Here is an 18,962-nt window from a genome sequence, read left to right on the forward strand (position 1 = left end):
ACTAGGTAAGTAACTGATGATCTTCTCCGACTTACATCAAGCAATGAAATGTATCGAGCTTCTCACCATTGAAGAGTTGATGCTTTTTATGCCGTTAATCGCTGAATTAGAGCAATCTAAATCACGAAAAATAGCGGACTTGAGTGTCGGGGAAGTGTACGCACTTATTGAGCTTTTTATCTCTGAATTGCCACGTCAACACAGGTTTAAATGATGATGAAACATCGAGCTTATAGCAAGGATGCTCCTTTCACTTGTTTGGGTATGAACTCACATACTTTCTTACTCGCTGAACGCGATATTACCGATGTGATGTTCCACTGCTCATGCGGTTGGCAAGGTAGCGAAATGGAACTCGATGTTATGACCAAAATAAACATGGTCTGTTGTCCTATCTGTCATAACGATGATGTGCGTGTGCTTAATGAGGTTGATTAATGAGGTTGAAAAACTAGTGAAAAAACTCGTACTACTGATGTTGTTAACAACCAGTTTATTCCTTAGCGCTAACGCACATGCTGCGTACTGCGTACGTGAAATGAACAACGGTAACTTACGCCTTGATAGTACTTCAGTAGAAAACTGCCCCAGTGAGCTAGTACTACTGAGCAAGTCTGATTATGACGCGATAAATATTGATTCCATTGTCGCCACACTAATCGACTTATTTGAATTTTCGGCTTTGGACTTTGCGTTCTTTAACGCCATTTGCTTAGTCGGATTTATTACGGGTCACTCTATAGGTCGCGTGGCACGTATTTTTGGTAAGACCTAAACACTTAAATTGAAACAATCCTGAAGGGGAAAATATTATGAGTAAAGTTATTAACATGATGAAAAAAGGCGGTAAATGGGTTGCTGCGGGTGCTTCAACTGGCTTAGCAAGCGCTTCTGCATTTGCGGTTGACCATTCTGCAACAATTACCGCAGCAGGTGCAGACGGTGAAACCAATACCACGGCAGCAGTTGTTGCCATCTTAGGTATTGTGGCCGTTATTACGGGTGTGACTTACGTTATTAAGTTCTTATCTCGTTAAGATGCTCACGTCCTTGATGTTCGCGACCATATTTACTTACTGCTTTGTTGAGGGGTTCTCCAGTGGCATACGCGCAAGCTAACCGTGGTCGCAGCATCACATCAAAAGCGGCTTTACTAGTCGCTTTTTTTGCTTCATTTTTTACTCATGCTAACGACCAATCGCATATTATTATCGACCCATTTGAAAGTGGGGCTATTCCGACTAAAACACCTGATAGAGACGCAGGTTGGTCTATAACTTGTGTTGCAGACCCGTCAATAGGCAATCTTAAGGTTTCTGGTCAGGGGACTTACACTCCTGAGAAGGGCGAAGCGGCTTGTATGAACCGAACGAGACCGCTTGCTGAAAATAATTTTAATAGTGATTATGAATGTCCGTATAACTATCCAAATCAAGTTAGTTTGAATTTTACAGTTACTCCTTATGCTGTTAAAGGCGATAGGCTTTGTGAAAGTAATGGCGGCTCTAAAAAGCGTTTGGTTAAAAGTTATGATTTTAGCTTGGCAGATTTAGAAATTACAACGGTTGAGATTTGCCCGCCTGAGACCTTCCCAAATTATTCCTCTACCATTGTTATTGATGGTTCAACAATGTGTTATGACCCGCGCGACTATTCAGCTTATTTACAATCTTTATCTGAATTACATAAGGCTGATGATGATTGTCAGGGGCTAGTTTTAGATTCAGGAAACAACACGGCTGAAACTATGTGTTATACGTCTCCTAGTGGTGCTTCTTGTGATGTTCAACGACATAGTGGTGATGGTTATAGTTATTATAGCGGTACTAAATCTTCACCTTTAGGTTGTGCTGCGTCTGAAGAGCCACCCTTTGACGGCTCAGGTATTGGTGATGAAAATGACGAGTGTATTGTCAGCTCAGGAACAACCCTGTGCAAAGCTGATAAAACCAAACATTGTACAGGCGCTGGCAGTGGTGAGGTTTGTGATGATGGGTGTTTTAGTTTAGACAATGTCTTTATGTGCGACCCTAGCAAACATCCTGATGTTGGTGAAGGTGAGAGTGATTACTTTGATGATAAGGGGACTTGCTCTGTTGTTGCTGGCTCTGCTTACAAAGGTATTTGTGAAGAGCTCGGTGGTACGTGGGACAAGTCAGGGGATTATACCGAAACCTCATGCCCACCAACGACGATTGCCGGCTCATGCTCGGTATCTGTTTCGGGTGGTTGTGCGTCATGTCTTGATTCGGGCGGGGAGTGGACACCAGATCCCAACGCTGATTTATCTAATACCGAAAAAGGGTTACAAGACATTGCGGCCTTAACGCAAGATACGAACAATAACCTTAAAACGTTAGAGCTCACCAATCGTAAAAGTAATGAAGCACTCATTTCCACGATGAAAAGCGGGAACGATAAATTAGTGGCTGCGGTTAAGAATATTCCCGGAGGTGGCGGTGGCTCAAGTGCGGCGGTCGTCGATAAACTCGAAGAGATTGAAGAAGAGAAAAAGTACACCACGACCACGCAAGAGAAAAACAAAACCAAATTCAATTCCATGTTTGATGCTGCCGCTATTTCTAAACTTAAAACAGAAGTAACGGCATTACAAACTGAGCTCTCCACACAAATTAATACCATCAAAGGCGAAGCTTCAACGCTCATGAGCATTACTGTGCCATCTGCTTCAGGTTATACCGCTCGTAATTTAAGTCTCACCCAAGGCACGTTTGATATTTCCTTAAGTCGTTTCAGCTCATTCTTTGCCTTATTGGCTGCGCCTATTTTATTGGGTTGCTCAGTCCTTGCGGCTTTCATTATCTTAGGAGGAAAAGACTAATGTTTCGTTTAACACTGTCTCGCTCAGCACTATTACTTATTCTCCTTTTAACGCCTTATTTGGTTTTCGCACAAGAATACAAAGACGCGGCGGGTACTTCGCAAATGCTTGCCGATGAAATAGGGGATTACTGGACGTACGTTTTTGATGATATTCCAACGATGATAGAGCGTTTTTGGGCTTGGCTTATAGTCTTTGTTGTTAAGGTCAAAATTTACAATCAAATTGAGTTCATGAAATTCTCTTGGGGCATTGCCAAAGTCATCATTGCCGACTTAAACATCATGAGCCAAATCACTGCCAATATGTCACTGCTACCACAAGATGTACGACAAGCCTTTGTTGATATGCGTTTATTCGATGGTATTAACTTAATTCTTAATGCCTATGTCACAAAATTTGTCATGAGGTTATTTAGCTAATGGCTGCTCATATTTTTCATGGCCCTCCAGGCTCTTTCAAATCTGCCAGTGTCGTTTGGTTTCGTGTCCTTGAAGCATTGCGCCAAGGGCGTCTTGTTGTTACTAACATTGAAGGCATGTGTACCAAAGAAACCATTGAAATAGAGCTTAATGAAACCTTCCCACAAGGGGCGGACATTTGGCGTTTATCGTCTCAAAGTAGCAAAGGCCAATACCTATGGCGTCGTTGGTTTTGGTGGATGCCCGTTAAAGCCTTTATTGTCATGGACGAAGTCCAAGACATCTTCCCAGCCGATACCACCGTATTCAAACCGATTGAATTTGATGTGCCGAAAGACCAGCTTGGTATCGAGGTCATTAAAGACAAACTGCCAGAAAAATTCTACGACTACTACATCAAAGAATTAAAAACCTTCTCACCTGACATTGATGACGACTTAATTGATGATTCGGGGGAGGTGGTACTCGATACCAATGGCAACATGATATACCCACGCACCATGCGTGAGGCCAACATGCGTCACCGCAAATATAACTGGGACATTGTGTACTGCACGCCTGAAATAACCGAAATACACAAACTTGTTCGCTCCGTCTGCGAATTCGCTTACGGCCATAAATACTATGAAATGCTCGAATTTATTCCTTACTACAAACGCAGGGTACGCATCCATGAACACAGTCCCAAGTCCACAGGACACCCCAAAAAGAAAGACGACCCCACCAAATGGCGGAAAATCCCACTCGACGTTCACAAGCTTTATCGAAGTACCTCAACTGGAAACGTCAGTAGCAATGGAGGAGGCGTTGCCGCGCTCAAAGATCCTACTTTTATTTTTACAATCGCCATACTGGTTCTTTGTATCGGTTATGCGACATGGTGGGGCTTTTTTCAAACTGACGACAAGGTGGTTAGTCAAGAGCCTCAAAAAAGCGTTCAAGAAAACAATCAAGTTTTTGGCAAGGCCACTGCTGAAGCTCCTCGTTTTTTTGGTGATACTGACGCTAATACGGGTCTTAATGAAAACACTGTTTCTTTAGGCCTGCCGTACAATGCTACCAAGATTTATTTCACCGGTTATCTTGATGTGGTGCTTAACAAAGACAAAAAGTACAAAGAGTACTTCTTCACCTTAACCGAAGCGCAAAACGAAATTGCCATTAACAGCACTGACTTGCAGTTCTTCGGCATCAAAGTTCATTACATCAATGAATGTGCCGTTGAATTATCGCGAGGTAAGAAAAAGCGCATTGTTTATTGCACGCCAAGAACCATTAACAACACACCACCCAACAATCCCACAGCACAAAGCCCGTCATTGCTTTCAGCTAACTAATCAAAAAGTCGCTCTCAAGGACGAGGGCGAAGCCTGAGCAACGAGGACGTGCGAGCGTGTCACTAACCTTGATATTTTCACATTATGTACGATAGTTAAGTAACCCTAAGCAAGGAGTGCTTAACATGCATAATGCCAAACGAGAGCGCTTTTGTTATTTATCAGATAAAGCCGCTAAACAAATCGCTACCCCTCAAGAGATGGCAGAATATCACCTGCTCCTAGATGAGTGGGGTCAGTCCCGTGACCACAATGTCTTTGATGATTTCTTTCTTCGCGCTAAGCAAGATAGTTCAAACGATAAATAAGGGAAATATAATTTAAAACACGGAGTGTTCATCATGAATAGAGAGCAATTTAGGCGCTTTAATCTCCTGTCAGACAAAGTCATGCAGCAAACAGCTAGTACGTTGGAAATAGAAGAACTCAACGAGTTTCTAAAAGGCTGGAATCAGTCAGTAGAAAGCAGTGTCATTAATCGTGTGCATTTGCGCAAGATAGCCAAAGTGCACCAGTATGAAAAACGGTAACGCGAAATTTTACTGAGGTTGTGAACGTGTTCACGTTCTATTTAAAATTTGGGGTTGAGAATTAAGGTGTTAGATTAAAGTAAATTTAAAAAGGAAAGGGAATCGTATATGTATTGGAAGTTATTACTAGGTTGTTTGTTTTTGAACGCATCATTTTTAGTGTCAGCAAATACAGATTACTTGTTTGAAAATATTGTAATCAAAGATGAAATAATTGGTGATGATTATAGCCGTAAGGCGCAGTTTGGTGATTGGACTGATGTAGATGGTGACGGACAAAGTACGCGACAAGAGGTGCTTGAAGAAGAGTCATTAATTCCTGTTAAGTGGTCTGCAAATAACAAGAAAGTAATCTCAGGTTTATGGTACGACCCATTTACAGCAAAGCTATTTACTGAGCCAAATCGAAAAACAGGTTATGCCAAGTTGCAGATTGATCATATCGTGCCATTAAAAGAAGCATGGCAATCAGGTGCAAAGCAATGGACTAAAGAGAAGCGAGTTCGTTATGCAAATGATATGGAAAATGCAGGCCACTTGATTGCAGTTCGTGGTGGTACTAATGGTTCAAAAGGATATAAAGACCCCGCAGAGTGGATGCCACCAAATGAAGACTTCCATTGTGCGTATGTAATTATATGGACGGCCATTAAAGTGAAATGGCAATTAAGTATGGATAAAGACGAGCACGATAAGATTTTGGAAGTGTTGAGCGAGTGCAAGTTTGAGAAGTAATTTAAGACCCCCGTTCTAGTAATACGGGGGTAAAGTATTTATTTGGTTTTTCAAAGTATCTTTTTTTAAGTGGCTGTAAAGCCCTTAAATGCTCATCTATTGACTTTTTTTTATTTTTTGAGTTTTATAAATTTAGAATAAAACTATGAAATTTATAACTATTAAGTTACGTTAATGGGATGTTAATTCAAGTCGGATATTTATGTGATTATGTAATTAGTTAGTGTATTCGAAAAAGGAGTGAATGTGAGCTACGAAAAATCAATGGAAAATAGAAGAAGAGAGACGCTTAAAATTTGGGCTAAAAGAGCAAGGCGAGGAGCTAGGGCTCACTATTTGCGTTCGGAAGATTGCTTACGAAAAGGAAAGAAAATAACAGTACTCAATGCTATTAGTTCAATATCAGTACTTTTTTTTGCAAACGCTCAATGGGTTGAGTCAGTTGTCGATAATAAGCTCTTCTTTACCTCTGCCGTAAGTGTTTCTTCTCTTGTATTAGTTATTTTGGCAATTTTACAGTATCTAAATCGTTATGAAGAAAAAGCTGAGTTTCATAAATGCGCTGGTGTTCAGTTTGCAAATTTGATGAGAAAAATAGAAAGATATTTGTGTAAAGAAGATATTGAAATGGAAGCAATTCACAATATTAGTAAGTCATATAATCAAATAACATCTAGTTTTCCACTAGTTCCAATATCAATTTGGAAAAAGAAACACTCTGATAACTTAGAAACGGAAATTATTGAGGATGAGCATGACTTATTCGGCTCAGATGTTGAAAAATTTGGTGATGATATCAATCCAAGTACAGTATAGTTTTTAGCATTAAGAGCTTCTGTTTTAACAGTTTCTAAATCAAACATTATAGTGAAAACTACTAATTGCTACAGTTTTAATGGACAAAAAGTGGACGGGAAATAAAAAAGCCTTTACAACCAATTGATTGTAAAGGCTATTGTGTGGTGGAGCGGGGGGGAATCGAACCCCCGTCCAAAAAACCTACATCCTCGGTACTACATGCTTAGTCGATTATTTATTTAGCCAATTAGACGCCAATCGACAGGCTTCATCATGGTGAGCTTGATACTATTTCGCGGTTCAGCCTCAAGCGTGCTTCCCTCGCTAGCCTACTTAGGGTGACCATCGATTCTCAAGACAATAGGCGAGTCTTTAAGGCGATGGCTAGCATTAAGCTGCTAGTGCGAACGTTTCGTCGTTTGCAATTATAGTTTTGCGGCTTTTTACCAGGCCAACCGCCCCTGGGCATGCACCTTGGGTTTCGTGAATCTTGTCGAATCCTAGATCCGCCCCAAAGTTTGTTACATTTTCATTATAAGCTAAATTAGCCTATAAAGCGCATTGTACCGCGCTTGGTTTAAATAGACAACGTGGTATTTTTTAACCAGTTAGCTATTCATTTAGCGTTCTAAGTTTTTATTTTTCATTAAACGGCCTTTATCAACCGCCCATTCACGGTCTTTAATGTCAGCACGTTTGTCATGATCTTTCTTACCTTTACCGAGATAAAACTCTAATTTTACCCAACAGGCTTTCCAATACATCGCCGTAGCGATAAGTGAGAAGCCATCGCGATCAACAGCACCAGATAAACGGTCGAGTTCACGACGATTTAAAAGTAACTTGCGAGAGCGGTTAGGGTCACACACAACATGGCTTGATGCCGCATTCAGTGGCATTATTTCTGCGCCAACTAAAAATGCTTCGCCGTCTTTAACAAATACATAACAGTCAGAAATATTAACTTTACCACTACGGATACTTTTAATTTCCCAGCCTTGTAAACTCATGCCTGCTTCAAACTTATCAGTTAAGTTATAGTTATGACGGGCTTTTTTGTTCAGCGCTATGGTATTGCTATTTGATGATTTTGATTTTTTCTTTGCCATTTTAATTCCATTCTTATTTGCCAAAAATAAGCAGCAAACGGCGTCATTATACGGAGTATTGTTGTTATTTAAACGGCTTATTTATCATTTTTGACATTAATGCGTTTTTTAAAGACTTTTGATATGATAGCGCCCTTGATAATTGGAGGGTGAATGCCAAACATTAGTCGTAGTGCATTAGTGATGCACAGTGTTGAAGATATGTATCATTTAATTAATGATGTGCTTTCTTACCCAAAGTTTCTACCAGACTGTAGTGATAGCAAAATTGTTTCACAAAACGAGCATTCAATGACCGCCGCTTTATTGGTTTCAAAAGGTGGTTTGAAGAAGTGGTTTACTACTGAAAATACCTTAGTAAATAACCAAGAAGTTAAAATGAATTTAATTGATGGGCCATTTAAGCAACTTGTTGGTGGTTGGACATTAAAAGCACTATCAGACGAAGCGTGTAAAATTGAATTGAATTTAGATTATGAATTTTCTAATAAAATGTTTGATTTAGCGTTTGGTCGAGTATTTAACAATTTAGCCAATAATATGGTGCAAGCGTTTACGCAACGAGCGAAAGAAGTATACGGTTAAAACGTTTACACGGTTATTGGTTTTGTAATTCAACAAATTTTAGATGTATTGAGTTTAGTATGAGTGAAGATGGAATGAATGAAGTTGCAATGCAGCAACTGAGTATTGAAGTGGTTTATGGTACGCCAACACGTCAGGAATTAATTGCTTGTAATATTGAACCCAATACGACGGTTGAACAGGCAATTGCGGTTTCTGGCATTATTGAAGACTTTCCTGAAATAGATTTAACCATCAACAATGTTGGTATATGGAATCGTGCGGCTAAGTTAAAAGATATTGTAAAAGACTTAGATCGCATTGAAATTTATCGCCCGCTAATTGCTGACCCGAAAGAAGTAAGAAAGCGCAGAGCTGAAAAAGCGAAAGAAGAAGGCCGAGCGGACAAAATTACTGGTGGCCGAGTTGACCCACGAAGAGCAAAGTCGAGCTAACCTAGTTTACGCTAATTAAGGGTTACCAAGTTTAGCCTGATTAATTTTATCTTGGTTAAGTTTAGTTATAAAAAAGCCAGCTTATCGCTGGCTTAAATATTATAAAGTACGTTAGATAGCTACTAATAATTAGTTCACTATTTAGTTTACTTTTAAGTTAAGCACTTAGTTAACCATAGGAACGTAGTAGCTTTCTGGTAATTCAAAGTCACCTTCTGCATTAACAACCTTGTTGTCTTCAAAGGTAATGGTAAATTTCTTTTCTGCGTTATATTCGTCGCTTCTACCAGATTTAAAACTATAAACGTAGTGCCAAATGTTTTTATTAAAGGTGTCTTCTACCACAGGGCTACCTAATACAAACTTAACTTGTTCTTTTGTCATACCAATTTGAAGTTTGTCGATGTCTTTTTGTTCCAAGTAGTTACCTTGTGGGATATCAATACGATAAACCCAGCTCGAACAGGCAGAAACAGATAGGGCGATAACAATAGCTAATACTCGAAACAACATGGTAATTATATTTATCCTTTTTAGTTTGAACGGGGATAATAGCGAAGCAGGCTAAGAGATACAAAATAATTTTTAGTTTATTTCGCCTGCTTAAAAATATTTGCTTTATCCGGCAAGTAATTCTTGCGCGTTAGCCAGACTATTCTCGGTAATTCTATCACCGGCGAGTAAACGGGCAATTTCTTGGACGCGACCATCGCTAGAAAGTTCCGTTACTGTGGTTTCGGTATGTTCGCCATCAGTGAGTTTTGCCACAAATAACTGTTGGTGCCCCTTACTGGCAACTTGTGGCAAATGGGTTACACAAATAACTTGGGTGTTTTTTGCTAGTTGCTGAAGTTTAGCGCCAACCATTGCCGCCGTTGGGCCACTAATGCCTACATCAACTTCATCGAAAATTAGACTTGGAGTTATGACTTTATCGGCCAATATTACTTGCATGGCTAAGCTAATACGCGAAAGCTCGCCACCGGAAGCTACTTTGTTCATTGCCTCAAGTGCTTGCCCAGGGTTTAAACTGGCAAGGTAACTTACTTGGTCGTTACCGTTAATTGATAAGCTTTCGTTGTTATCCTGACAAATATCGATAAAGAATTTGCCATGAGGCATGTTGAGCTCAGCCATGCTTTTGGTGATCATTTTACTTAGTTTAACTGCTGACTTTTGTCTTGATTGCGACAAGCTATGGGCAGCGTCTTGATATTTTTGTTTCGCTGTTTCGATATCGTCACTAATTTGGTTTAAGCGTGTTTCATCACTACTGAACGCTTGTAGCTCTTGTAATAATTGCTGATGAAATTGAGCAAGTGCTTCAGGGGCGACTTGATGCTTCTTAGCCAGTTGTACTGCAGTAGAGAAGCGCTCTTCAATTAAGGTGTATGCCTGTGGATCTAATTCAAGACTTTCATAGTAATGCTTAATTTCTTGGCTAGCATCTTCTACTTGTATTAACGATTCATTAAGCTGCTCTGCAATGGCTTTTAACGCTGGGTCTAAATTACCGAGTGAGGTTAATTGTTCTGCACTTTGTCGTAAGCCATCAACGACATTAAATTGCTCATTTTCAGATAATTGTTGTACTGCAATTAAGGTTTCATTAAGAATATGCTGGCCATTACTTTGGCGTTTATAGTCAGTTTCTAAACTTTCGAATTCGTCAATTTGCAACGAGAATTCATTTAATTCATTGACTTGATATTGCAGTAACTGCTGCTTGGCTTCTCGTTGTAATTTACTTTCTTGTAGTTGTTTGGCTTCTTGGCTTAGCTCGCGCCATTGATGGTAATAATATTTTACATCGTCTAATAAGTGTTGATGGTTCGCATAGGCGTCAAGAATATTGCGTTGTTCACTGGCTTTTACAATAAGTTGATGGTCGTGTTGGCCATGAATATTAATTAATAATTGCCCAATTTCTTTTAACTGAGCCAGTGGTACTTGGCTGCCATTAATATATGCTTTAGAGCGTCCTTCAGCAGAAATAACACGGCGAAGAATACATTCATTATCGAGTAACATGTCATGCTTTTTGAGCCATTTTTGCGCTTGTTTATTATTGCTAGTATCAAATGTTGCAGCTAATTCCGCTTTTTTGCAATTTGGCCTTACAACATTAGTTATGGCTCTGTCACCCAAACATAAACCCAGTGCGTCAATGGCAATTGATTTTCCGGCACCTGTTTCACCAGTAATGGTGGTCATGCCTTGTTGCCAGTCAATATCAAGCGAACGAACAATGGCAAAGTTTTGAATGTTTAGGTGCAGTAACATAGTCGCCTCATTTTACTATTTTTACTTTATGGTTTGCCTGCGTATTGCAGCAAAGCTAAAGTGTCGTATTAATAACCAAAAAACCAGATACTGTTAATTTATACAGTATCTGGTTTTTTTTCAAGCTATGTTTGCAACTTTATTTATAGCGCTTAATTTTAAAGGGCTACAGCTTTATTAAATTAGTAGAGCTTATTACCCCAACTTAATTTACTACGCAAAACGTTGAAGTAGTCATGATCAAGTGGGTGAATTAATCGTAGTGTAAACTCACTTTTCTTAATGATAACTTCATCACCAGGCATTACAGCTAATATCACGTGACCGTCGCAACTTACTTGTAAGTTTTCATAGTTTTCGTTGGCAAGTTTTAATTTTATTTCACTGTTGCCATCAACCACTATTGGCCTACTTGTTAATGTATGCGGAAACATTGGTACTAATGAAAGCGCATTTAAATTTGGTGTTAATATTGGGCCACCAGCTGACATGGAATAAGCCGTTGAGCCTGTTGGTGTTGAAACTATTAGGCCGTCTGAGCGTTGGCTAAACATAAAGCTGCCATCAATATAAACTTCGAATTCTATCATGTTGGCAACTTTACCCGCATGAAGTACGGCTTCGTTTATCGCGCTGTTTGAGCTTTTTAATTTACCGTGTCGATATACTTCTGCTTCGATAATAAAGCGCTGCTCACTGCGTGATTCGCCTTTTAAAATAGCCTCAAGTGGTGTAATTAAATCGTCAGGTGATAGGTCGGTTAAAAAGCCTAAATTGCCACGGTTAACGCCAAGTACACCAATGTTGTAGCATGATAATACCCGTGCCGCACCTAACATGTAGCCATCACCACCAACTACAATGGCTAAGTCTGCTTGTTCACCAATTTCCGTTAGTGAAGCAATGGCTAGGTTTTCAATATTTATTGAAGGTGCTACTGAGCTTTCAACTACAACATGGTAGTCATTTTCTGATAAATATTGATGTAAAGTTTCGATGGTTGAACTGGCACCGTCATGATGAGGTTTGCCAATTAAGCCCACCGTTTTATATATTTGACTCATTGCTGGGATAAAACCGTAATAAAATAGGCGACTAACGGCAGTTTCGCGCTATTTGGTTCACTTGTAAAGTTGACTTTTTACTAAATGATTTACTTTTGTGCTTGAATCATAAAAACAAGCCCCCATAATTAGCGGTATTGTGTTTTACCAACTTTGAAAATTAAAGATACTTTGGAGTTTTTCATGGCCAACGAGTCAACAGAAAATAAAAGTGCTGAAGAAATTGCAGCAGACGAATTAGCAGCAGAGATTATTGACCAAGCAGAAGAGCAAGTTGAAGTTCAATTTGACGCGGCTGCTGAAAATATCAGTGAAGAGCTAGAAAAGATAAATGAACTAGAGTTGGCGTTAGCAGCTGCAAAATCAACGGTTGCTGACCAAAAAGACTCAGTTATTCGCGCGAAAGCCGAAGTTGACAATGTTCGTCGTCGTGCAGCGCAAGACGTTGAGAAAGCGCGTAAGTTCGCTTTAGAGAAATTTGCCGGTGAAATGTTATCAACTGTTGATAACCTTGAGCGTGCGTTACAAAACATCGATAAAGAAGATGAAAGTAACAAAGGTATTATTGAAGGTATTGAATTAACTTACCAAGGTTTATTGGCTTCACTAGAGAAGTTTTCAATTAAAGCTGTAGACCCACAAGACCAACCTTTTAACCCTGAATTGCACCAAGCAATGTCAATGCAAGAAGTTGAAGGTGTAGCGCCGAATACCGTTATTGCGGTTATGCAAAAAGGTTATGAATTAAATGGTCGTTTAATTCGTCCTGCTATGGTTATGGTGTCAAAAGCTAAGCCGGTAGTTGATACAACAGCTTAATTAGTTTTTGTACTGTACAAAAACCAGGCAAGTGTCTGGTTTTTTTATGTCTTTTTTTTACTATTGATGGAAATAGTTAAAACGTTATAAAGAGTAGAAGAAATAAAATTTAACATTTTTTAATTTTTTTCGAGAAAAATAGTTGAAAAGAGTTTTTCCTGCCCCCACTAACTGTTCATCGATAGATTTAATCTTTATTTTTAACATATAAGTATTCGGAGATCCTCAAGATGGGCAAAATTATTGGTATTGACCTAGGGACAACAAACTCTTGTGTTGCTGTACTAGACGGCGACAACGTTCGTGTAATTGAAAATGCAGAAGGCGATCGTACAACTCCTTCTATTATCGCTTACACAGAAGAAGGCGAAACGTTAGTTGGTCAACCAGCTAAGCGCCAATCAGTAACTAACCCTACTAACACTTTATTTGCTATTAAGCGTTTAATTGGCCGTCGCTTCGAAGACAAAGAAGTACAACGTGATATTAAAATAATGCCATTTGGTATTACTAAAGCTGATAACGGTGATGCTTGGGTTACAGCACGTGATAAAAACGTTGCTCCACCACAAGTTTCAGCTGAAGTTCTTGCGAAAATGAAGAAAACAGCAGAAGACTTTTTAGGTGAAAGTGTTTCTGAAGCAGTAATTACAGTTCCTGCATACTTCAACGATTCACAACGTCAAGCAACTAAAGATGCTGGTCGTATTGCGGGTCTTGATGTTAAGCGTATTATCAACGAGCCAACAGCTGCTGCTCTTGCTTACGGCATGGACAAGCAACAAGGTGATAAAGTTGTTGCAGTATACGATTTAGGTGGTGGTACATTTGATATCTCTATCATCGAAATTGATGAAGTTGAAGGCGAGCACACGTTTGAAGTACTTGCTACAAACGGTGACACACACTTAGGTGGTGAAGATTTTGATAACCGTTTAATCAACTACCTAGTAGACGAATTCAAGAAAGACCAAGGTATGGATTTAACAACTGATCCATTAGCGATGCAACGTTTGAAAGAAGCTGCTGAGAAAGCGAAATGTGAACTTTCTTCTGCACAACAAACTGATGTTAACTTACCTTACATCACTGCTGATGCATCTGGTCCTAAGCACATGAACATCAAAGTTACACGTGCTAAGTTAGAGTCTTTAGTAGAAGACATGGTTAAAGCAACGTTAGAGCCGTTAAAAACTGCTCTTAAAGATGCTGACCTTTCTGTAAGCGACGTAAATGACGTAATCTTGGTTGGTGGTCAAACACGTATGCCAATGGTTCAAAAAGCGGTAACTGATTTCTTCGGCAAAGAGCCACGTAAAGATGTTAACCCTGATGAAGCAGTAGCTTCAGGTGCTGCGGTACAAGCAGGTGTACTTTCTGGTGATGTAACTGACGTTCTTTTATTAGACGTTACGCCATTATCACTAGGTATTGAGACTATGGGCGGCGTGATGACGAAAGTTATCGATAAAAACACCACTATCCCAACTAAGCAATCTCAAACATTCTCAACAGCTGATGATAACCAAGCAGCAGTTACTGTACATGTTGTACAAGGTGAGCGTAAGCAAGCTTCTGCGAACAAGTCTTTAGGTCAATTTAACCTTGAAGGTATTGATCCAGCACCACGTGGTACGCCACAAATCGAAGTAACTTTCGATATCGATGCTGATGGTATCTTGCACGTTACAGCTAAAGATAAGAACACAGGTAAAGAGCAAAAAATTACTATTAAAGCCTCTTCTGGTTTATCAGATGAAGAAGTAGAACAAATGGTAAATGACGCTGAAGCAAATGCTGACGCTGATGCGAAGTTTGAAGAATTAGTTCAAGCTCGTAACCAAGCTGACGGCATGGTTCACGCAACACGTAAGCAAATTGAAGAAGCTGGTGAAGAATTTGCTGGTGAAGATAAAGAAAAACTTGAAGCTGCATTAACTGAGCTTGAAGAAGCTAGCAAAGGCGATGATAAAGAAGCGATTGACGCTAAGTCACAAGCTGTTATCGAAGCTTCAGCTAAGTTAATGGAAATTGCTCAAGCGAAAGCACAAGCTCAAGGTGGCGCGCCAGAAGGTGCTGCACCAGAAGCTGATGATGCATCTGGCCCTGCAGGTGATGATGTTGTAGATGCTGAGTTTGAAGAAGTTAAAGACGACAAATAGTCATTAATTATTGAATTGTTTACTGTAGCGCCCAATAGCTACGTTGGACATGCTCACATACACTTGTATGCTTTGCGTGTCCTCCTTGCTCTAGTACGCTACAGCGACAATTAAAGTAATTAAATATTTGTTGTTTATATGGAAAATTAAAGCGTCGATACTTATCGGCGCTTTGCTTTATCAAGCGATAGCGTAAAGCAGAATTGAAAATTAATTATTAATTGATATTAATTTGCTTAGATTTTTGATGTTTTAATTAATTGTTAAAACAACGAATAAGAAATTAAACAAATTAGTATCCAAACATTGAAGTAAAGAAATCAAACCTATGTCAAAACGCGATTATTATGAAACTCTTGGTGTATCGAAAGATGCAGGCGAGCGAGAAATCAAAAAAGCTTACAAACGTTTAGCAATGAAGTATCACCCAGATAGAACTCAAGGTGACAAAGCTAAAGAAGAAACCTTTAAAGAAATTAAAGAAGCTTATGAAATCTTAAATGATGATCAAAAACGTGCTGCTTATGATCAATACGGTCATGCAGCATTTGAACAAGGCGGCCATGGTGGCGGTGGTTTTGGCGGCGGACAAGACTTCGGCGATGCCTTTGGTGATATTTTTGGTGACATTTTTGGTGGTGGCGGCCGTCGTGGCGGCGGTCAATCTCGTCAACGTCGTGGTAGCGACTTACGTTACAACCTTGACTTAACCTTAGAAGATGCCGTTAAGGGTAAAACCTTAGAAATTAAAGTACCAACGTATGTAAGTTGTGATCCATGTGCTGGCTCGGGCGCGAAGAAAGGCACTAGTGCAAAAACGTGTTCTACATGTCATGGCCATGGCCAAGTACAAATGCGTCAAGGTCTGTTTGCGGTACAACAAACTTGTCCAACATGTTCAGGTAAAGGCAAGGTTATTGCTGAACCATGTACTTCATGTCGTGGTCAAGGCCGTGTTGAGAAAACCAAAACATTATCTGTTAAAATTCCACCAGGTGTTGATACTGGTGATAGAATTCGCTTGTCAGGTGAAGGTGAAGCGGGTGAGCATGGCGCACCAGCAGGTGATTTATACGTTCAAGCGAATGTGAAAGAACATAAGATTTTTGTTCGTGATGAAAACCACTTGTACTGTGAAGTGCCAATTAGCTTTACAACAGCAGCTTTAGGTGGCGAAATTGAAGTACCTACGCTTGAAGGTAAAGTGAAGCTGAAAATACCAAAAGAAACGCAAACAGGGAAAATGTTCCGTTTACGTGGTAAAGGTGTTAAGTCAGTGCGCAGCCACTCAACGGGTGACTTAATGTGTAAAGTAGTGATTGAAACGCCAGTAAGTTTGTCTGGTGACCAAGCTGACTTACTTCGTCAATTAGAAGAGAAAATGGGCAAAAGCAACAGCAAACATAGCCCGAAAGAAACTGGTTTTTTTGATGGCGTGAAAAAGTTTTTTGATGACCTAAAAAGTTAAGACGTATTAACAAAATAGATTGATAAAATCCCGCTTATAGCGGGATTTTTGTTTCAAAAGCTTTGATTTTAACGACTCTCTTTTGTAATTAATTAGCTGTTAGTTTGCAGGCATATCATCGTATTTCTGATACAATTCTTAGTTATCTACATTATCAAAAAGAGTTATATTGAATGAGAGCTTTGCTTGCATCCCTATTAATTGTATTCACGAGTTTTAGCAGTTTGGCAGAATCTGTACCTGAAGAGTTACCACCACTAGACCCTGCCTATGTAGGCGTTCATGGTATGGTGCTAATGAATAAGTCATCCACTATTTTTGCTTATCATTTACCGCTTTATCATAAACCTCACGATGTTCAATTACTCTATAAACTTGACGTGAAAGATGTCGCACTAATGCAATTAGTGCGTGACAATGACATGGTGACTATAAAACCTAAGCCTTTTAACCTACAACGTCTTATGCGAGGTGAAAAAGTTGCACTTGAAGCTGATGTTTATGCTGGGCATTTTGAACGCGACGGAATGTTGGTATACAAGAATGTAACCTTGAATTTTGCTGAAAAACTATATGTTCGAAAGCTCGACAAACTTGAGCCTTCGAGTAAAAAACAAGAGTATGATGTAGTTTCATACCGAAAAAACTACAAAATTTATATTCATCGTCTACAACAGGCACCAAGTTATGATCATTTAATTCATATCGATGTAAATGCCGGCTGTTTAACAAAGTTCAATACCTCATCACCTGTTCCTAAGCGCACTGAGCTGCAATATAAGTTTCTAAACTGCGGCACGATGAAACCATTCTATTTCGAAACTGAAGACTTTAAAAAGCATTAAGGCTGACTTTAGTAGTCAATATCTACATTATTTTAAATAAGCCATATCTTTTGATGTGGCTTTTTTATTACAGGCAGCTATCTATTGAGAGCTAACAGAAATTTTCTGAAAAACTATTGCGTTGTATTAATTGATTGAGTTTTCTGCAACAAAGCATTGTTTAAATGTTTTTAGCTCTACTAATCTTGTTTGCGCTATAGCTTCTTTTATTGCCAAGCCTTTCAAGCCTTTCTCGACAAAGGGCTTTGCTGTTATTTGGGCTAATTTCTCATATGCTTGAAGTAGAAATTGTTTTTGAATGTATTCTCGGTTTTCAAAACCTAATCGGCCAGTGAAGTCTGCTTGGCAGCATAGCAAAAAATCTTTGAATTCTTCGGGCTTTCGCCAAACATCAAGTTGGTTAAATAACTTTAAAATAGTACTAGGTTTTAGCTCAAATGCTTTATGGCTATGCAAGTGAAATTGACAAACTTTGAGTGCCAAATTCTTATGCACCGTCGGTACTTTGAATTTACGACAAATATCCTCAATTAGCGGTAAGCCTGCGGTTTCATGACCTGGGTGCGATGGCAATATTTCATCTTGAGTTAATGACTTGCCTAAGTCGTGGCAGACACTTGCAAATCTAATGGTGGTTTTTTTTGATAACGATACCGCTTGTTTAAGCACCATCATAGTATGGACACCTGAGCATATTTCTGGGTGCCATTTTTTCGGGTTTGGTACGCCCCACAAGTTGTGTAATTCTGGCCAAAGTGACTTAAGTGCTTGGCATTGATATAACACTTGAAAGAAAACCTCTGGGTTGTCATCTGCTAGGCTTCGCTCCATTTCTTGCCAAATTCGTTCGCCTGATAAAGCTAACAGCTCGCCGCTATTACTTAACTTAGTCATTAAGGTTAATGTTTCAGGTGCTATGGTGAAGCCGTAACTGTGATAGCGGGCAGCGAATCGGGCAACACGCAATACTCGAAGTGGGTCTTCGATAAATGCGTCTGATACATGACGAAGTACGCGATTTTCTAGATCTACTTGACCATTATAGGGATCAAATATAATGCCGGTATCATCCATAGCCATAGCCATAGCATTAATGGTTAAGTCTCGACGTAATAAGTCATCTTCTAAACTAACATCAGGGGAGGCGTTACAGTTAAAACCGGTATAACCCGTTCCTGCCTTTTTTTCGGTGCGCGCTAACGCAAACTCTTGCTTATTTTTTGGGTGTAAAAAAACCGGAAAGTCTTTGCCAACTTGGGTAAAGCCAAGTTGTAGCATTTCTTCTACGGTAGCTCCGACAACAACATAGTCGTTATCGACAACATCACGACCTAGTAGTTTGTCACGTACGGCACCACCAACTAAAAAGTAATTAAGAGACTGCTGTATATTTTGCATAATTAGGCGCTAAACCTCTGAAAATCAATAATTATAGGTAACTAATTAGATGTAAGTTTATCATAAATGTTGGCTGACTTTTGACTTATGTTCTGGTTCGGGTTAATTTCACTGGGTTGATTCATCAGTTA

The 18,962-nt window shown here is 39.4% G+C and carries 22 protein-coding genes and 1 other RNA gene; 17 read left to right on the forward strand and 6 right to left on the reverse strand.

Annotated features, from left to right (window positions below; genetic code table 11):
• Window positions 1-16: 16 nt before the first annotated feature.
• The 11 genes from AC27E9_RS04910 to AC27E9_RS04960 all read left to right on the forward strand — a co-directional run bounded on the left by AC27E9_RS04910 (window position 17) and on the right by AC27E9_RS04960 (window position 6,682).
• Complete coding sequence (locus AC27E9_RS04910; protein WP_487127800.1) at window positions 17-214, forward strand: hypothetical protein; 198 nt, start codon at window positions 17-19, stop codon at window positions 212-214.
• Window positions 214-438, forward strand: coding sequence for a hypothetical protein (locus AC27E9_RS04915; protein WP_487127802.1), 225 nt, complete (start codon window positions 214-216; stop codon window positions 436-438). Before AC27E9_RS04910 ends, AC27E9_RS04915 begins: the two co-directional genes overlap by 1 nt.
• Window positions 439-454: 16 nt before the next feature.
• Entirely contained in the window at window positions 455-775 is a 321-nt protein-coding gene (locus AC27E9_RS04920) for a hypothetical protein (protein WP_487127804.1), read from the forward strand.
• 37 nt (window positions 776-812) lie between these two features.
• Window positions 813-1,037 carry a hypothetical protein gene (locus tag AC27E9_RS04925; RefSeq protein WP_487127806.1) on the forward strand — a complete coding sequence of 75 codons (225 nt, stop codon included), beginning with the start codon at window positions 813-815 and terminating at the stop codon, window positions 1,035-1,037.
• A gap of 62 nt (window positions 1,038-1,099) precedes the next feature.
• On the forward strand, window positions 1,100-2,842 hold the full coding sequence (locus AC27E9_RS04930) for a hypothetical protein (protein WP_487127808.1): 1,743 nt from the start codon (window positions 1,100-1,102) through the stop codon (window positions 2,840-2,842).
• Complete coding sequence (locus AC27E9_RS04935; protein ID WP_487127810.1) at window positions 2,842-3,264, forward strand: DUF2523 family protein; 423 nt, start codon at window positions 2,842-2,844, stop codon at window positions 3,262-3,264. The genes AC27E9_RS04930 and AC27E9_RS04935 overlap by 1 nt, the downstream gene beginning before the upstream one ends.
• Complete coding sequence (locus AC27E9_RS04940; protein ID WP_487127812.1) at window positions 3,264-4,601, forward strand: zonular occludens toxin domain-containing protein; 1,338 nt, start codon at window positions 3,264-3,266, stop codon at window positions 4,599-4,601. Before AC27E9_RS04935 ends, AC27E9_RS04940 begins: the two co-directional genes overlap by 1 nt.
• 125 nt (window positions 4,602-4,726) lie before the next feature.
• Complete coding sequence (locus AC27E9_RS04945) at window positions 4,727-4,909, forward strand: hypothetical protein (protein ID WP_487127814.1); 183 nt, start codon at window positions 4,727-4,729, stop codon at window positions 4,907-4,909.
• A 33-nt stretch (window positions 4,910-4,942) separates the two neighbouring features.
• Window positions 4,943-5,131, forward strand: coding sequence for a hypothetical protein (locus AC27E9_RS04950; RefSeq protein ID WP_487127816.1), 189 nt, complete (start codon window positions 4,943-4,945; stop codon window positions 5,129-5,131).
• A gap of 108 nt (window positions 5,132-5,239) precedes the next feature.
• Complete coding sequence (locus AC27E9_RS04955; RefSeq protein WP_487127818.1) at window positions 5,240-5,866, forward strand: HNH endonuclease family protein; 627 nt, start codon at window positions 5,240-5,242, stop codon at window positions 5,864-5,866.
• Window positions 5,867-6,112: 246 nt separating this feature from the next.
• Window positions 6,113-6,682: a hypothetical protein gene (locus tag AC27E9_RS04960; RefSeq protein WP_487127820.1), complete on the forward strand. Its 570-nt coding sequence runs from the start codon at window positions 6,113-6,115 to the stop codon at window positions 6,680-6,682.
• A 144-nt stretch (window positions 6,683-6,826) separates the two neighbouring features.
• Here the strand turns inward: AC27E9_RS04960 and ssrA are convergent.
• Both ssrA and smpB read right to left on the reverse strand, forming a co-directional pair.
• Window positions 6,827-7,177: a transfer-messenger RNA gene (gene ssrA, locus AC27E9_RS04965) on the reverse strand.
• A gap of 107 nt (window positions 7,178-7,284) precedes the next feature.
• A complete protein-coding gene (smpB, locus tag AC27E9_RS04970) occupies window positions 7,285-7,773 on the reverse strand; it encodes an SsrA-binding protein SmpB (RefSeq protein ID WP_487127822.1) in 489 nt (162 codons plus the stop codon).
• 153 nt (window positions 7,774-7,926) lie between these two features.
• On the opposite strand from smpB, the gene AC27E9_RS04975 reads away from it, so the two are divergent.
• Together AC27E9_RS04975 and AC27E9_RS04980 are read left to right on the forward strand one after the other, a co-directional pair.
• Entirely contained in the window at window positions 7,927-8,358 is a 432-nt protein-coding gene (locus AC27E9_RS04975) for an SRPBCC family protein (protein ID WP_487127824.1), read from the forward strand.
• A gap of 59 nt (window positions 8,359-8,417) precedes the next feature.
• On the forward strand, window positions 8,418-8,792 hold the full coding sequence (locus AC27E9_RS04980) for an RnfH family protein (protein ID WP_487127826.1): 375 nt from the start codon (window positions 8,418-8,420) through the stop codon (window positions 8,790-8,792).
• Between the two features lie 165 nt (window positions 8,793-8,957).
• On the opposite strand, the gene AC27E9_RS04985 is transcribed toward AC27E9_RS04980, so the two are convergent.
• The 3 genes from AC27E9_RS04985 to nadK form a co-directional block, all read right to left on the reverse strand.
• On the reverse strand, window positions 8,958-9,305 hold the full coding sequence (locus tag AC27E9_RS04985; RefSeq protein WP_487127828.1) for an outer membrane protein assembly factor BamE: 348 nt from the start codon (window positions 9,303-9,305) through the stop codon (window positions 8,958-8,960).
• Between the two features lie 105 nt (window positions 9,306-9,410).
• Window positions 9,411-11,075 (reverse strand): DNA repair protein RecN, encoded by a 1,665-nt coding sequence (recN, locus tag AC27E9_RS04990; RefSeq protein WP_487127830.1) that lies wholly within the window; start codon window positions 11,073-11,075, stop codon window positions 9,411-9,413.
• A gap of 182 nt (window positions 11,076-11,257) precedes the next feature.
• Window positions 11,258-12,139, reverse strand: a complete 882-nt coding sequence (nadK, locus tag AC27E9_RS04995; RefSeq protein WP_487127832.1) for an NAD(+) kinase — start codon at window positions 12,137-12,139, stop codon at window positions 11,258-11,260.
• A 183-nt stretch (window positions 12,140-12,322) separates the two neighbouring features.
• On the opposite strand from nadK, the gene grpE reads away from it, so the two are divergent.
• From grpE to AC27E9_RS05015, 4 genes are all read left to right on the forward strand, one after another.
• Window positions 12,323-12,958: a nucleotide exchange factor GrpE gene (gene grpE, locus AC27E9_RS05000; protein WP_487127834.1), complete on the forward strand. Its 636-nt coding sequence runs from the start codon at window positions 12,323-12,325 to the stop codon at window positions 12,956-12,958.
• A 230-nt stretch (window positions 12,959-13,188) separates the two neighbouring features.
• Window positions 13,189-15,120, forward strand: coding sequence for a molecular chaperone DnaK (gene dnaK, locus AC27E9_RS05005; RefSeq protein WP_487127836.1), 1,932 nt, complete (start codon window positions 13,189-13,191; stop codon window positions 15,118-15,120).
• 328 nt (window positions 15,121-15,448) lie between these two features.
• A complete protein-coding gene (gene dnaJ, locus AC27E9_RS05010; protein WP_487127838.1) occupies window positions 15,449-16,588 on the forward strand; it encodes a molecular chaperone DnaJ in 1,140 nt (379 codons plus the stop codon).
• Between the two features lie 173 nt (window positions 16,589-16,761).
• A complete protein-coding gene (locus AC27E9_RS05015; RefSeq protein ID WP_487127840.1) occupies window positions 16,762-17,433 on the forward strand; it encodes a hypothetical protein in 672 nt (223 codons plus the stop codon).
• Window positions 17,434-17,559: 126 nt separating this feature from the next.
• Here AC27E9_RS05015 and AC27E9_RS05020 read toward each other — a convergent pair whose 3' ends face one another.
• Window positions 17,560-18,831, reverse strand: coding sequence for a multifunctional CCA addition/repair protein (locus AC27E9_RS05020; RefSeq protein WP_487127842.1), 1,272 nt, complete (start codon window positions 18,829-18,831; stop codon window positions 17,560-17,562).
• Between the last annotated feature and the right edge of the window lie 131 nt (window positions 18,832-18,962).

The organism is Colwellia meonggei, assembly GCF_057537295.1.